The sequence below is a fragment of the Bradyrhizobium sp. YCK136 genome, from assembly GCF_044570075.1.
In the GTDB taxonomy this organism is placed as follows: Bacteria; Pseudomonadota; Alphaproteobacteria; order Rhizobiales; family Xanthobacteraceae; genus Bradyrhizobium; species Bradyrhizobium diazoefficiens.
In genome coordinates this window covers 1,665,203-1,679,553 of the sequence record NZ_CP172424.1, presented here as the reverse complement: position 1 = coordinate 1,679,553, position 14,351 = coordinate 1,665,203, and the positions used below count along the sequence as shown (strand labels likewise).

Genomic DNA, 14,351 nt, shown 5'->3' with positions numbered 1-14,351 from the left:
AATCCATTTATCCGCGTCCTTTGCGGCCCGATGGATTCCGGGCTCGACGCTCCCGGGGCGCGCTTCGCGCGCTCCCGTCGCGTCGCCCCGGAATGACTGAACCTGATCGTTCGCGTCGTCCCGACCGCGATAGCACTCTTGGATGTTTCCCATAAACCTCTTCCGCCTCCTCCAGGCCCGCGCGTCCGCCGGCAAGCCTGTCCGTGTCGCGCTGATCGGCGCGGGCAAATTCGGCTCGATGTTTCTCGCGCAGGTGTCGCACACGCCGGGGCTGGAGGTGCCCATCATCGTCGACATCGACCGCGACCGCGCGCGCGAGGCCTGCCGCACAGTCGGCTGGGATGCGGCGCGGATCGCCGCGACCGTGTTCACCGATGACGGCGCACGCGCCATTGCCGGCGGCGCAATGGACGTGGTGGTGGAAGCGACCGGCAACCCGGCCGTCGGCATCAGGCACGCGCGCGCGGCGATCGCGGCGGGCAAGCATATCGTGATGGTCAATGTCGAGGCCGACGTGCTGGCGGGCCCGCTGCTCGCCGAGGAGGCGCGCAAGGCGGGCGTGGTCTATTCGCTCGCCTATGGCGACCAGCCGGCATTGACGGCGGAGATGGTCGACTGGGCCCGCGCCACCGGCTTTCGCGTCGTCGCCGCCGGCAAGGGTACGAAATATCTGCCGGCCTATCACGACGTGACGCCGGACGGCGTCTGGCAGCATTACGGCCTGACCGCCGGCGAAGCACAGTCGGCCGGCATGAACCCGCAGATGTTCAACTCCTTCCTCGACGGCACCAAGTCGGCGATCGAGATGGCCGCGATCGCCAATGCCTGTGGCCTCGACGTGCCGGCGGAGGGACTGCTGTTTCCGCCCTGCGGCGTCGACGATCTTCCGCACATCATGCGGCCACGTTCGCGTGGCGGCGTGCTGGAGCGCTCCGGCGTGGTGGAAGTCGTCTCCTCGCTCGAACGCGATGGACGGCCGGTGTTTCGCGACCTGCGCTGGGGTGTCTATGTCGTGCTGGAGGCTCCGAACGACTATGCCGCCGACTGCTTCAAGCAGTACGGCCTCAAGACCGATTCCAGCGGACGCTTTGCTGCGATGTACAAGCCCTATCACCTGATCGGGCTCGAGCTGAACATCTCGGTGCTGTCAGCCGCGTTGCGGGGCGAGCCGACCGGCCAGCCCCACGGCTTCCGCGGCGATGTCGCAGCGGTGGCCAAGCGGGCCTTGCGCGCCGGCGAAATGCTCGACGGCGAAGGCGGCTACACCGTGTGGGGCAAGCTGGTGCCGGCGGCCGCGAGCCTCAAGGCCGGCGCGCTGCCGATCGGGCTCGCCCATCGCGTGAAGCTGAAACATGACGTTGCGCATGGCACGGTGGTGCGCTGGGACGACGTCGAGTTCGACGCCGGCAACGAGACGATCAGGACGCGAAAGGCGATGGAAGCGGCGTTCGCGAAAGAGGGTTAAGGCGTGTTGGATTGAAGGACCTGCGCCGCTAGCTCCCTCACCTCTCCCGCTCGCGGGAGAGGCATAGGCCGCCTGCTTCGCCGGCGTTCGCACTTGCGAGGGCGGCACGAGGCTTGATTCTCGCGAGCCTCCCGGTCATCCTCGCTAGCGGAACCGCAACGCACGGGATCCACAAAGAGCCCTCAAGGGCCAGCGGAAACACCCACATCGTCACAACACCCCGTCGGTATCGGCGAAGCAAGGACGACAGAAGATCGTTCCCCTTGTCGAGGAATCGGCGCAATGGAGGGCTACGCATGAAACGTCGTGATTTCTTGAAAGTGACAGGCGCTGGGCTAGCGGCAAGCACGGCCGTTGCCGCACCGGCGATCGCTCAGTCGGCGCCGGAGGTGAAATGGCGGCTCGCCGCGAGCTGGCCCAAGGCGCTCGACACGCTCTATGGCGGCTGTGAATATTTCTGCAAGCGCGTCGCCGAAGTCACCGACAACAAATTCCAGATCCAACCGTTCGCAGCCGGCGAGATCGTCCCGGGCCTGCAGGTGCTCGACGCCGTGTCGAACGGCACCGTCGAGATGGGCAACACGGCGTTGTATTACTATTGGGGCAAGAATCCCGCCTTCACCTTCGGCACGTCGCTGCCGTTCGGGCTGAACACGCGCGCGCATATTTCCTGGCTGCTGTTCGGCGGCGGCACCGAGTTGCTCAACGGCCTCCTGAAGGAATACAACACGGTCGGCATTCCAACCGGCTCGACCGGCGCCCAGATGGGCGGATGGTTCCGGAAGGAGATCAAGTCGATGGAGGATTTCAAGGGATTGAAATTCCGCGTCGGCGGCTTCGCCGGCACGATCATCGCCAAGGTCGGCGGCGTGCCGCAACAGATCGCGGGCGGCGACATCTATCCGGCGCTGGAGAAGGGAACGATCGACGCGGCCGAATGGGTCGGGCCCTATGACGACGAGAAGCTCGGCTTCGTCAAGGTCGCGAAATTCTACTACTATCCGGGCTGGTGGGAAGGCACCGGCCAGTGCCACAACATCATGAATCTCGACAAGTGGAACGCGCTGCCCAAGCACTACCAGGCCGCGATCGAGATCGCCTCGCGCGATACCTTCACGTGGGTCACCGGGAAATACGACTACGTCAACCCGCCGGCGCTGAAGCGCCTGCTGGTGGCCGGCGCGATCCTGAAGCCGTTCCCGCAGGAGGTGCTGGAGGCCTGCTACAGCGCCGCGAACGAGATCTACGCGGATCTCTCCAAGACCAACCCGCACTTCGCCAAGATGTACACGAGCCTGTCCGCATTCCGGAACGAATCGCTCGCCTGGATGCAGGTCGCCGAGCTCAGCTACGACAGCTTCATGATGCGGATGCGCACGCGGACGTGAGGCGCCGAACGGCGAACGACGTCAGGATCGACGAAAGCCCCGGAGATGTCTCCGGGGCTTTCGCTTTGGTTTTTCCGCTTGCGCGGGGAGGCATGATAGCCGTCGTGCGGCTAGAGCGGAATGGCTTTAGGTTAAATCGATCGCTGCGGCTCGCTTACCTCTCCCGCTTGCGGGAGAGGTCGGCGCGAAGCGCCGGGTGAGGGCTTTCTCCTCTTGGGGATTGTCCCATTGCGGAAACACCCTCTCCCCCCCTCTCCCGCAAGCGGGAGAGGGAGTGCACCTCCGTCGTTGCAACAATCAAGCTTATCTCGTCGCGCGCTAGACCAACCCGCCCGCATCCGCGACGCGGCGCTGGTGATAGTCGGTATCGCCGAAGGTGTTCTCGATCATGGTGAGGCGCTTGAAATAGTGGCCAATCTTCGCCTCCATGGTCATGCCGATGCCGCCGTGGAGCTGGATCGACTGCTGGCCGACGAATTTCAGCGACTTGCCGATCTGCACCTTGGCCGCGGCGATCGCGTTGGAGCGCTCCTTGGCGTTCTCGAAGTCGTTCGCCATGGTTGCGAACATCGACATCGAGCGTGCCTGCTCGGCGGCGACGAACATGTCGGAGGCGCGGTGCTGGAGCGACTGGAACGAGCCGATCGCGACGCCGAACTGCTTGCGCGTCTTGATGTACTCGACCGTGGTCTTGAGCGACTCGTCCATCAGGCCGACCGCCTCGGCGCAAAGCGCGACGCGAGCTTCGTCAACGACGCGTTCGATCAGCGCGAGCGAATCCTCGGGATTGCCGATCGCGGCATCCGCGCCCACCTCGACACCAGTGAAGGTGATGTCGGCGGCGTGCAGGCCGTCCTGGGTCGGGTACGATTTCTTCGTCACGCCCTTGGCATTCGCCGGGACCAGGAACACGCCGATCCCGGTCTTGTCGCGGCGGTCACCCCTGGTGCGGGCGGTCACGAGAAGCGTGGCGGCGTTCTCGCCGTTGAGCACGACGAACTTTTCGCCGTCGATGATCCAGCCGTCGGCCTTCTTCTTCGCGGTCGTCGAGACGTCGAACAGATCGTAGCGCGAGTTCTTCTCGAGCTGGGCAAACGCAAGCGTCTTGCTGCCGTCGATGATCCCGGGCACATGCGCAGCCTTCTGCGCATCCGAGCCGGCGTGACGCAGGAAGCCGCCGCCGATCACGACGGTCGCGAGATAGGGCTCGAGCACCAGCGCCTTGCCGAGCGCTTCCATCACGATCATGGTCTCGACGCCGCCGCCGCCGAAGCCGCCATCGGCCTCCGCGAACGGCAGGCCGAGCAGGCCCTGCTCGGCGAGCTTGCCCCAGACGGCCTGACTCCAGCCGCCCTTCTCCTTCATGTACTTCTTGCGGCTCTCGAAATCGTAGGAATCGGTCAGCAGGCCGTCGATGCTTTCCTTGAGAAGCCGCTGCTCCTCGGACAGATCAAAATCCATTTCTTTGGTTCCTCGTACCCGGAATTTTTGCTTCGTCATTCCGGGACACGCGCGATAGCGCGGGGACCCGGAATCCAGAGATTGTGGCGCGAGATTCCGGGTTCGCGCTGGCGCGCGCCCCGGAATGACGTTTAGAGCCCCAGCACCGCCTTGGCGATGATGTTGCGCTGGATCTCGTTGGAGCCGCCGTAGATCGAGACCTTGCGGTTGTTGAAGTAGCTTGGCGCGATCTGGGCGGTCCACTCCATGGCTTCGTTGGAGCCGTCGTCGCCGTGCACGTCGTAGGGCGCGGCGAACGGACCGATCACTTCCATGAGCAGCTCGGTGGTGGTCTGCTGGATCTCGGAGCCCTTGATCTTCAGCACCGAGGAAGCCGGATTGGGCTTGCCCTTGCCGTGCTTGCCCTCGTCGGCGACGACGCGGAGCTGCGTCAGCTCGAGCGCCTTCAGCTCGATCTCGCAGGCCGCCAGCTTCTCGCGGAAGGCGGCGTCCTGGATGATCGGCTTGCCGCCGGATTCGACCTTGGAAGCGAGATCGCGGATGCGGCGCAGCCGCTCCTTGGAGACGCCGACGCGCGCGATGCCGGTGCGCTCATTGCCGAGCAGGAATTTCGCGTAATCCCAGCCCTTGTTCTCCTCGCCGATCAGGTTCTCGTAGGGCACCTCGACGTCGTCGAAGAACACCTCGTTGACCTCGACGCCGCCGTCGATGGTCTGGATCGGGCGCACGGTGACGCCCTTCGACTTCATCGAGAACACGATGAAGGAGATGCCCATCTGCTTCTTGGCGGTCGCGTCGGTGCGGCAGAGACAGAAGATCATGTCGGCGTGCTGGGCCAGCGTCGTCCAGGTCTTCTGGCCGTTGATGATCCACTTGTCGCCCTTGCGCTCGGCCTTCGTCTTCAGCGAGGCGAGATCAGAGCCGGAGCCGGGCTCGGAGAAGCCCTGGCACCACCAATCGTCAACGTTGGCGATGCGCGGCAGGTACTTCTTCTTCTGCTCCTCGTTGCCGAAGGTGTAGATGACGGGGCCGACCATGCTGACGCCGAAGGCGAGCGGCTGCGGCGCCGGATAGGACTGCAGCTCCTCGTTGAAGATGTAGTGCTGCACGGACGTCCAGCCCGTGCCGCCATATTGCTTCGGCCAGTGGCTGACGCCCCAGCCCTTCTTGTTGAGGATGCGCCACCACGTCACCATCTCGTCCTTCGAGAGGTGGCGGCCCTCGACCAGCTTGCGCCGCGTATCCGGCGGCACGTTGCCGCGGAAGAATGACCGCACTTCCTCGCGAAACGCCTGCTCTTCCTTCGTGAATGCGAGATCCATCGGATCCTCCTGTTTCCCCGTCGTCCTGGCGAAAGCCAGGACCCATTACCACCAGCCTTCGTTTTGCGAAGGCAACTGCTGTCTGTCCGCCAAACTCCTGCTGCGGAGTATGGGTCCTGGCTTTCGCCAGGACGACAGAAAATTACTGCAACACCTCGAACAACCCGGCCGCGCCCATGCCGCCGCCGACGCACATGGTGACGACCGCATACTTGGCCTTGCGGCGGCGGCCTTCGATCAGGGCGTGGCCGGTCAGGCGCGCGCCGGACATGCCGTAGGGATGGCCGACCGCGATCGCACCGCCATCGACGTTGATCTTCTCGGGGTCGATGCCGAGCTTGTCGCGGCAATACAGCACCTGCACCGCGAAGGCTTCGTTGAGCTCCCAGAGGCCGATGTCGTCGACGGTGAGGCCGTGGCGCTTCAGCAGGCGCGGTACGGCGAAGACCGGGCCGATGCCCATCTCGTCCGGCTCGCAGCCGGCCGAGACGAAGCCGCGGAAGATGCCGAGCGGCTTGAGGCCGCGCTTTGAGGCTTCCTTGTCGCTCATGATGACGGAGGCGCTGGCGCCATCCGAGAGCTGGCTGGCATTGCCGGCAGTGACGGAAAAGCCTTCGCCGCGCACGGGCTTGAGACCGGCAAGGCCTTCGGCCGTGGTCTCGGGGCGCGGGCCCTCGTCCTGCGACAGCGTCACCTCCTTCATCGACACGGCGCCGGTCGCCTTGTCGGTGACCGCCATCTGCGTGGTGATCGGCGCGAGCTCATCCTTGAACTTGCCGCCCTGCTGCGCGGCCGCGGTGCGGCGCTGGCTCTCCAGCGAATATTCGTCCTGCTTCTCGCGCGAGATGCCGTAGCGCTTGGCGACGATTTCGGCCGTGTCGATCATCGGCATGTAGACCTCGCCCTTGATCTTGAGCAGCGCCGGGTCCTGGGCGTGGAAGCCGTTCATCTTGTCGTTCTGCACCAGCGAGATCGACTCGCCGCCGCCGCCGACTGCGATCTCGACGCCGTCGAAGATCACCGAGCGCGCGGCGAGCGCGATGGCCTGGAGGCCCGAGGCGCACTGCCGGTCGATGGTGGTGCCGGCGACCGTGACGGGCAGGCCGGCGCGGAGCAGCGCCTTGCGTGCGATGTTGCCACCGGTCGCGCCCTGCTGGAGGGCGGCGCCCATCACCACGTCCTCGACCTCCTTCGGATCGACCTTGGCGCGGGCAACGGCTTCGCCGATGGCGTGGCCGAGCAGCGTGGCGCCCTCGGTGGCGTTGAGCATGCCGCGATAGGCCTTGCCGATCGGCGTGCGGGCGGTGGAAACGATGACGGCGTCGGTCAAGAACGACCTCCTGATGCGGTTTTAGTGGATTGTGACGGTTTCTGCTGCTGGCGCAATTCGTGACGCGACAGTTTTCCGACCGGCGTGCGCGGCAAATCGTCGACGAACTCGACCTCTACAGGCATTTCGTGCCTGCCGACCTTGCCGGCGAGCTGCGCCCGCAGTTCGTCGAGCGAGAACGGTTTTGCGTCGGGCTTCAGCTTGATGAAGGCTTTTGCGGCTTCGCCCCGGTACTGGTCGGGAATGCCGAGCACGATCACCTCGTGCACGCCCGGAAGGGTGTAGATCGCCTGCTCGATCATCTGCGGATAGACGTTGAAGCCGCCGGAGATGATCATGTCCTTCTTGCGGTCGACCAGGAAGAAATAGCCGTCGGTATCGACATAGCCGATGTCGCCGGTGAGGAAGCGGCCGTCAATGAAAGCCTCCGCGGATCCCTCGGGCTTGTTCCAATAGCCCCTGGTGACGTTCGGGCCCTTGATGCGGATCTCGCCGACCTCGCCCGGCGGCAGCACTTTTGTCGGATCCTCCAGCGACACGACGTCGAGCTCGATGCCAGGCAGCATCAGCCCGATCGAGCCGGGCTTGTCGGGGCCGGTGGGCGGATGGCCGGTGCCGGGCGAGCAGGTCTCGGTCATGCCCCAGCCGCTGCGCAGCTTCTTGCCGACCTTGCGCTCGAAAAAGTTCGCGATCTCAACCGGCAGCGGCGCGCCGCCGGAGCCGATCGTCGCAAGCGAGGAGAAATCGCGCTTGTCCAGATCAGGCAGCGCCGCGATCGCGATCCACATCGTCGGCACGCCCGGGAAATAGGTGGCGCGCTTGACCTCGATGTCGCGCATGACAGCTTCGACGTCGAAGCGCTGGTGGATCGAGATCAGATTGCCGCGGCGGAGCGAGGACAACAGCACGACGGTGAGCGCGTAGATGTGGAACAGCGGGAGCACGCAGATCACGCGCTCGACGATGTCGCCGCGGCTCGCGCGCGATGGCTTGCCCCAGACGTCGTAGATCGACACCGCCGACGTCAGATTGCCGTGCGTGAGCATCGCGCCCTTGGGCAGGCCGGTGGTGCCGCCGGTATATTGCAGCAGGGCGACGTCGTCGGCGGTGACTTGCGGCCATTCTGCCGGCGCGGTGGCGCCTTCGACGAAGGTCTTGAAGGTGACGATGCGGGGATCAGTGGGGATCGCGGCCTGGGGCGTGCCGATCTTGCCCCAATTGTCGTCTTCGCAGACGACGAGGCGATCGATCAGGCCCTTCTCCAAAAATTTCAGCGCCGTCGGCAGCAGCGCGGCGAGGTTGGAGGTGACGAGCAGGCGCGAGCCGGAGTCGGACACCTTGTGCGTCAGCGCGATCTCGCCGTCGAGCGGTGACAGATGCGCGACGCGGGCGCCGGCCTTCAGCGCGCCGAAGAAATTGACGGGGTGATCGGGCGTGTTGCCGAGGAACAGCGCGACGGAGGCGTTCTTGCCGCAGCCGGCGCGGAGGAACGCCGCCGCGGCACGCTCGGCCATCGCGGCAAGCTCGGTGTAGCTGATCGGACGTTCGCGGAATTCCAGCGCGGTGCGCGGGCCGTAATCGGCGGCGGCTTTCGACAGCAGGTCGGGGAGCGTGCCCTGGACGATGGTGTCGTCCCAACGCACGCCCTCGGGATAAAACTGTTCGCCGGGATGGGTCATTTACTACATCACACTCAGTGGTCATTCCGGGGCGCGACAAAGTCGCGAACCCGGAATCCATCGAGCAGCATACTCGAAGGCGAAATGGATTCCGGGTCTGGCCCTTCGGGCCATCCCGGAATGACGAGAGGATAGCCAGCGGCCATCACGCCGCCTTCGACGCCGCCGCCAGCGACGCGAAGGTCTTGCCCTCCGCCGCGAGCTTCTTCAGCAGCGGCGCGGGCTCGAGGCTGGGGTCGTTGGTCTCCTTGGCGTAGAACGCGAGGCGATCGGCGATGTGCTTGAGGCCGACGGTGTCGGCCCAGAACATCGGGCCGCCGCGGTAGATCGGCCAGCCATAGCCGTAGAGCCAGACCACGTCGATGTCGGAGGGGCGCGCCGCGATGCCTTCTTCGAGGATCTTCGCGCCCTCGTTGATCATCGGATACATCATGCGCTCGAGGATCTCCTCGTCGCTGACGGCGCGCTTCTTGCGGCCGAGACGCAGCAAGGTCTCGTCGATCAGCTTCTCGACCTCCGGATCGGGCAGCGGCGAACGCGAGCCGGCTTCGTACTTGTAATAGCCCTTGCCGGTCTTCTGGCCGAAGCGGCCGGCTTCGCAGAGCGCGTCCGCGATCTCGGACTTGATGCCGCGGTCCTTGCGCGAGCGCCAGCCGATGTCCAGGCCGGCGAGGTCGCCCATCGCGAACGGCCCCATCGGCATGCCGAACTTGGTGACGACCGCGTCGACCTGCTGCGGCAAGGCGCCTTCGAACAGCAGCTTCTCGGACTGCTTGCCGCGCTGCGCCAGCATGCGGTTGCCGACGAAGCCGTCGCAGACGCCGACCACGGCCGGCACCTTCGCGATCTTGCGCGCGATGGTGACGGCGGTCACCAGCGCATCCGGCGCGGTCTTGTCGGCGCGCACGATCTCGCACAGCTTCATGACGTTGGCCGGCGAGAAGAAGTGCATGCCGAGCACGTCCTGCGGACGCTTGGTCGACTTCGCGATCTCGTCGATGTTGAGATACGAGGTGTTGGAGGCGAGCACGGCGCCGGGCTTCGCAAACTGGTCGAGCTTGCCGAACACTTCCTTCTTGACCGCCATGGTCTCGAACACGGCCTCGATGACGAGGTCGGCATCGCCGACATTCTCGATGCCGACGACGCTGGTGATCAGCGCCATGCGCTTGGCGGGCGCGTCCGCCGGGATGCCGCCGCGCGCGGCGGTCGCTTCCCAGTTCTTCTGCATGATGCCGAGGCCGCGCTTGAGCTGCTCCTCGCCGGTCTCGATCAGGGTGACGGGAACCCCGGCATTGGCAAACGACATCGCGATGCCGCCGCCCATGGTGCCGGCGCCGAGAATGGCAACACGGTTGACGGGGCGAGACTTGGTGCCCTCCGGCACGCCGGCGATCTTGGCGGCCTCACGCTCGGCGAAGAAGGCGTAGCGCTGCGCCTTGGACTGGTCGCTGGCGACCAGCTTGAGGAAGCCCTCGCGCTCCTTCTTCAGGCCCTCGTCAAACGGAAAATCGATGGCGTAGCCGACCGCGTCGGCGGCCGCGAACGGCGCCTCCAGCCCGCGCGACTTCTTGGTCATGGCGGCGACCGCATTGGTGAAGATCGAGCGGTCGGCCTTGGCGGCCGCGAGCCTGGAATCGTCGTCGCGCAGGCGGCGCAGCGGACGCTTCTCGGCCAGCAATTTGCGGACGAAGGCTTCGCCGCCGAAGGCTGGACCCTCGACGATCTCCTCGATCAGGCCGTTCTTGAGCGCTTCCGCCGCACCGATCGGATCGCCGCCGACGATCATCTTGACCGCGAGCTGGGGGCCGACCGCGCGCGGCAGGCGCTGGGTGCCGCCGGCGCCCGGCAGCAGGCCGAGCTTCACCTCGGGCAGGCCGAGCTTGGCCTCCTTCACCGCAACGCGGAAATGACAGGCCAGCGCGACCTCGAGGCCGCCGCCGAGCGCGGTGCCGTGAATTGCGGCAACGACCGGCTTCGGCGAGTTCTCGATCTCGGACAGCACGTCGTTGAGGGCGGGCGCCTTCGGCGGCTTGCCGAATTCGGTGATATCGGCACCGGCGATGAAGGTGCGGCCGGCGCAGATCAGCACGATGCCCTTGATCGCGGGATCGGCGACCGCGGCCTTGATGCACTCCAAAATGCCACCGCGGACTGCGGCACTCAGCGCATTGACCGGAGGGCTGTTGACCGTGACGATCCCGACTTCGTCATGACGCTCAAGCTTGACCACTTCGCTCACGGTTTCCCTCCTTGGTGGGGATTTACTTTTGTTCGATTTCGCGGTGCGGAATTTAATTCCGCATCTTGACGGCAGGGTTATTTTGAAGCACGGACGTTGTCAACGACTCCGCGCAAGAAGCAGATCAGGGATGAAGCGTACAGGAAAGAAGACTGCGACCGATCGGAATTTCGTCGTCGCGCTTTCCCGCGGACTTGATGTATTGCGCGCATTCCAACCCAGCGACGGCCTTCTCGGCAATCAGGAGATCGCGGCCCGCACCAATCTGCCCAAGCCGACCGTTTCGCGCCTGACCTACACGTTGACGAAGCTCGGTTATCTGACGCCGGTTCCCCGTTTCGAGAAGTACCAGCTCGCGCCGGCCGCGATGGCGCTCGGCTATGCGGCGTTATCCAATCTCGGCGTTCGGCATTTGTCCGAACCGTTTCGCGAGGAAGTGATGCGCGCGACCGGCGGCGCGGTCGCGATCGGGGGCCGCGACCGTCACAGCATGATCTATTTCGGGCAGAGCCGCGGCAGCGAGACGGTCGGCGTTCAACTTGACGTCGGCTCCCGCGTGCCGATTGCAACCAGCGCCATGGGCCGCGCCTATTTCTGGGCGCTGGCTGACGAAGATCGCGCCGAGCTGTCGCGCGTCCTGCGCGAACATTACGGCAGCCGCTGGCCGAAGATGCGCGATGGCCTCGAACGTTCCGGCGAGACCGTCGCGAAATACGGCTTTGCGATTTCCGTCGGCGACTGGCACGACGACATCGGCGCCGCCGGCGTCGCGCTCAAGCTCAACGATGGAACCGGACCTTACGCATTCAATTGCGGTGCGCCCGCATTCCGCTTCACGGAAGAGCGTTTGATCAACGACATTGGACCGCGTCTCTTAGCGATGGTAAGGAACATCGAAGCGGCACTCGGGGGTCTGATGCCGCATTCCAAAAAAGAAGTCAGCAAAAAGCTGAAATCAGGAGGAAAAGTTGCGCGTGTGGCCGAGGGGTTCAGATAGCCTTTGTCATGATCGGGAGCGGTTCGCATCGCCCCGTCGCCCACTGAAATTTGTGGGCGAGACGAGATGACGCAGGCACAGCTCGCGCAGGGGACATCGCCCCTGCTCGCGGTTCGCGACGTCAGCGTCGTGTTCGGCGGCATCATCGCGCTCAACGGTGTGTCCTTCGACATGCACAAGGGCCAGATCCTCGGATTGATCGGCCCCAACGGCGCCGGCAAGACGACGCTCTTCAACTGCCTCTCGCGGCTCTACCAGCCGTCGTCCGGCGACATCCTGATGGAGGGCGCGAGCATCCTGTCGCGGCCGCCGCACCGGATCGCCGAGATCGGCATCGGCCGCACCTTCCAGAACGTGGCGCTGTTTCCGAACCTCTCGGTGATGGACAACGTCCGCGTCGGCGCCCATTCGAAGACCTCCAGCGACATCATCAGCGACTCCCTGAGACTGGCCTGGGTCCGGCGCAGCGAGAACGACGTGAACAAGAAGGTGTACGAGATCCTCGCCTATCTCGACCTCGAGGAGGTCGCGCACACCGTCGTGTCCGGCCTGCCCTTCGGCACGCAGAAGCGCGTCGAGCTGGCGCGCGCACTGGCGGCCGATCCGAAGATCCTGCTGCTCGACGAGCCGGCCGGCGGCCTCAATCACGAGGAAGTCTACGTGCTTGGCGACCTCATCCGCCGCATCCGCGACGACCGCCACATGACCGTGCTGCTGGTCGAGCACCACATGGGCCTCGTGATGTCGATCGCCGACCACGTCGTCGCGCTCAATTTCGGCAAGAAGCTCGCGGAAGGCACCCCCGCCCAGGTGCAGGCGGACCCCGACGTCATCAAGGCCTATCTCGGGAGCAAGGACCAATGACGACACTGCTCAACGTCAAGGACCTGCGCGCCTATTACGGCCAGGTCCAGGCGCTCCATGGCCTGTCCTTCTCGCTCAACGAGGGCTCGCTGACGACGCTGCTGGGCGCCAACGGCGCCGGCAAGACCACCACGCTGCGCGCGATCTGCAACATGGTGCGCTCGACCGGCGGAATCGAGTTCGACGGCAAGCCGCTCAACAACCGCTCCACCGAGAGCATCGTGCGGTTCGGCATCGCCCATGTGCCGCAGGGCCGCGGCACCTTCACCAACATGACGGTGGAGGAGAACCTCCAGCTGGGAGCGATCACCCGCAAGGACGGCGCCGGCATCGTCTCCGACATCGAGCGCATGTATGCGCATTTCCCGGTGCTCAAGCAGCGCCACACCCAGCAGGCCGGCACCCTCTCGGGCGGCGAGCAGCAGATGCTCGCGGTCGCCCGCGCCCTGATGCTGCGGCCGCGCCTGATGCTGCTGGACGAGCCGTCCTTCGGCCTCGCCCCTCTCGTCGTGCGCGACCTGTTCGGCATCCTCGGCAAGATCAACCGCGAGGACAAGGTGTCGATCCTGGTGGTCGAGCAGAACGCCCAGCTCGCGCTCGAGCTCGCCGACCAGGCCTACGTGATCGAGACCGGCCGCATCGTGATGTCGGGCAACGCCAAGGACATCGCGAACAACGAAGAAATCCGCAAATCCTATCTGGGTTACTGAGGAGCCGGCACGATGGAGCTTTTCACCAATCAAGTGCTGGCCGGCATCGCCACGGGCGCGATCTATGCCTGCATGGCGCTCGCCGTGGTCATGATCTACCAGGCCATCGACCATCTCAACTTCGCGCAGGGCGAGATGGCGATGTTCTCGACCTTCATCTCCTGGCAGCTGATGCAGTGGGGCATCCCCTACTGGGCCGCTTTCGTCATCACGCTGGCGCTCTCCTTCGTCGGCGGCATCGCGATCGAGCGCATCCTGTTCAAGCCGCTGGCGAAGGCGCCCGTGCTGACCAACGTCGCCGGCTTCATCGCGCTGTTCGCGATCATCAACTCCTCGGCCGGCCTGATCTGGGACTTCACCATCAAGCAATATCCGACCCCGTTCGGCTCTTCGCCGTTCCTCGGCAGCCAGCTGATCTCGACCCACCAGGCCGGCATGATCGGCGTCACCGTGCTGCTGCTGCTCGGCCTGTATTTCTTCTTCCAGTACACGCGGATCGGCCTTGCCATGCGCGCGGCCGCCTCGGTGCCTGAATCGGCGCGCCTCGTCGGCATCAACACGAGCTGGATGATCGCGCTCGGCTGGGGCATGGCGTCCGCGATCGGCTCGATCGCCGGCATGCTGATCGCGCCCGTGGTGTTCCTCGAGCCCAACATGATGGGCGGCGTGCTGATCTACGGCTTTGCCGCCGCGGTGCTGGGCGGACTGACCAGCCCGTTCGGCGCCGTGGTCGGCGGCTTCCTGGTCGGCATCTTCGAGAACCTCGCCGGCACCTACATCCCCGGCGTCGGCAACGAGCTGAAACTCCCGATCGCGCTCGCGCTGATCATCTCCGTCCTGGTCGTCAAACCCGCTGGTCTGTTCGGCCGGCACATCGTCAAGCGAGTTTGATC

General features: G+C 65.2%; 11 protein-coding genes. 6 read left to right on the top strand and 5 right to left on the bottom strand.

Annotated elements, in window-relative coordinates:
- Positions 1-151: 151 nt before the first annotated feature.
- Positions 152-1,465, top strand: coding sequence for an NAD(P)H-dependent oxidoreductase (locus ACFLEY_RS07925; protein ID WP_396604964.1), 1,314 nt, complete (start codon positions 152-154; stop codon positions 1,463-1,465).
- A gap of 296 nt (positions 1,466-1,761) precedes the next feature.
- Entirely contained in the window at positions 1,762-2,853 is a 1,092-nt protein-coding gene (locus ACFLEY_RS07920; protein ID WP_060908874.1) for a TRAP transporter substrate-binding protein, read from the top strand.
- Positions 2,854-3,171: 318 nt separating this feature from the next.
- On the opposite strand, the gene pimD is transcribed toward ACFLEY_RS07920, so the two are convergent.
- The 5 genes from pimD to ACFLEY_RS07895 all read right to left on the bottom strand — a co-directional run bounded on the left by pimD (position 3,172) and on the right by ACFLEY_RS07895 (position 10,887).
- Positions 3,172-4,314, bottom strand: coding sequence for a pimeloyl-CoA dehydrogenase small subunit (gene pimD / locus ACFLEY_RS07915; protein WP_060908875.1), 1,143 nt, complete (start codon positions 4,312-4,314; stop codon positions 3,172-3,174).
- Positions 4,315-4,445: 131 nt separating this feature from the next.
- The gene (gene pimC, locus ACFLEY_RS07910; protein WP_060908876.1) at positions 4,446-5,636 is read right to left on the bottom strand and encodes a pimeloyl-CoA dehydrogenase large subunit; all 1,191 of its coding nucleotides are present in this window, start codon (positions 5,634-5,636) and stop codon (positions 4,446-4,448) included.
- 142 nt (positions 5,637-5,778) lie between these two features.
- Entirely contained in the window at positions 5,779-6,966 is a 1,188-nt protein-coding gene (locus tag ACFLEY_RS07905; RefSeq protein WP_060908877.1) for an acetyl-CoA C-acyltransferase, read from the bottom strand.
- Positions 6,963-8,645, bottom strand: coding sequence for a dicarboxylate--CoA ligase PimA (pimA, locus tag ACFLEY_RS07900; RefSeq protein ID WP_396604592.1), 1,683 nt, complete (start codon positions 8,643-8,645; stop codon positions 6,963-6,965). Before pimA ends, ACFLEY_RS07905 begins: the two co-directional genes overlap by 4 nt.
- 145 nt (positions 8,646-8,790) lie before the next feature.
- Positions 8,791-10,887: a 3-hydroxyacyl-CoA dehydrogenase NAD-binding domain-containing protein gene (locus ACFLEY_RS07895; RefSeq protein WP_211434045.1), complete on the bottom strand. Its 2,097-nt coding sequence runs from the start codon at positions 10,885-10,887 to the stop codon at positions 8,791-8,793.
- A 130-nt stretch (positions 10,888-11,017) separates the two neighbouring features.
- On the opposite strand from ACFLEY_RS07895, the gene ACFLEY_RS07890 reads away from it, so the two are divergent.
- From ACFLEY_RS07890 to ACFLEY_RS07875, 4 genes are all read left to right on the top strand, one after another.
- The gene (locus ACFLEY_RS07890) at positions 11,018-11,884 is read left to right on the top strand and encodes an IclR family transcriptional regulator (protein WP_028173799.1); all 867 of its coding nucleotides are present in this window, start codon (positions 11,018-11,020) and stop codon (positions 11,882-11,884) included.
- A 66-nt stretch (positions 11,885-11,950) separates the two neighbouring features.
- Complete coding sequence (locus ACFLEY_RS07885; protein ID WP_011090547.1) at positions 11,951-12,748, top strand: ABC transporter ATP-binding protein; 798 nt, start codon at positions 11,951-11,953, stop codon at positions 12,746-12,748.
- The gene (locus ACFLEY_RS07880; protein WP_011090548.1) at positions 12,745-13,458 is read left to right on the top strand and encodes an ABC transporter ATP-binding protein; all 714 of its coding nucleotides are present in this window, start codon (positions 12,745-12,747) and stop codon (positions 13,456-13,458) included. The genes ACFLEY_RS07885 and ACFLEY_RS07880 overlap by 4 nt, the downstream gene beginning before the upstream one ends.
- 12 nt (positions 13,459-13,470) lie before the next feature.
- Entirely contained in the window at positions 13,471-14,349 is an 879-nt protein-coding gene (locus ACFLEY_RS07875) for a branched-chain amino acid ABC transporter permease (RefSeq protein ID WP_011090549.1), read from the top strand.
- Positions 14,350-14,351 lie beyond the last annotated feature (2 nt).

What these genes read in the sequence shown, in the direction of transcription:
- ACFLEY_RS07920 (WP_060908874.1), top strand. Translation starts at nt 1,762, where the DNA reads ATGAAACGTCGTGATTTCTTGAAAGTGACAGGCGCTGGGCTAGCGGCA.
- pimC (WP_060908876.1), bottom strand. Translation starts at nt 5,636, where the DNA reads ATGGATCTCGCATTCACGAAGGAAGAGCAGGCGTTTCGCGAGGAAGTG.
- ACFLEY_RS07890 (WP_028173799.1), top strand. Translation starts at nt 11,018, where the DNA reads ATGAAGCGTACAGGAAAGAAGACTGCGACCGATCGGAATTTCGTCGTC.
- pimA (WP_396604592.1), bottom strand. Translation starts at nt 8,645, where the DNA reads ATGACCCATCCCGGCGAACAGTTTTATCCCGAGGGCGTGCGTTGGGAC.
- pimD (WP_060908875.1), bottom strand. Translation starts at nt 4,314, where the DNA reads ATGGATTTTGATCTGTCCGAGGAGCAGCGGCTTCTCAAGGAAAGCATC.
- ACFLEY_RS07885 (WP_011090547.1), top strand. Translation starts at nt 11,951, where the DNA reads ATGACGCAGGCACAGCTCGCGCAGGGGACATCGCCCCTGCTCGCGGTT.
- ACFLEY_RS07880 (WP_011090548.1), top strand. Translation starts at nt 12,745, where the DNA reads ATGACGACACTGCTCAACGTCAAGGACCTGCGCGCCTATTACGGCCAG.
- ACFLEY_RS07875 (WP_011090549.1), top strand. Translation starts at nt 13,471, where the DNA reads ATGGAGCTTTTCACCAATCAAGTGCTGGCCGGCATCGCCACGGGCGCG.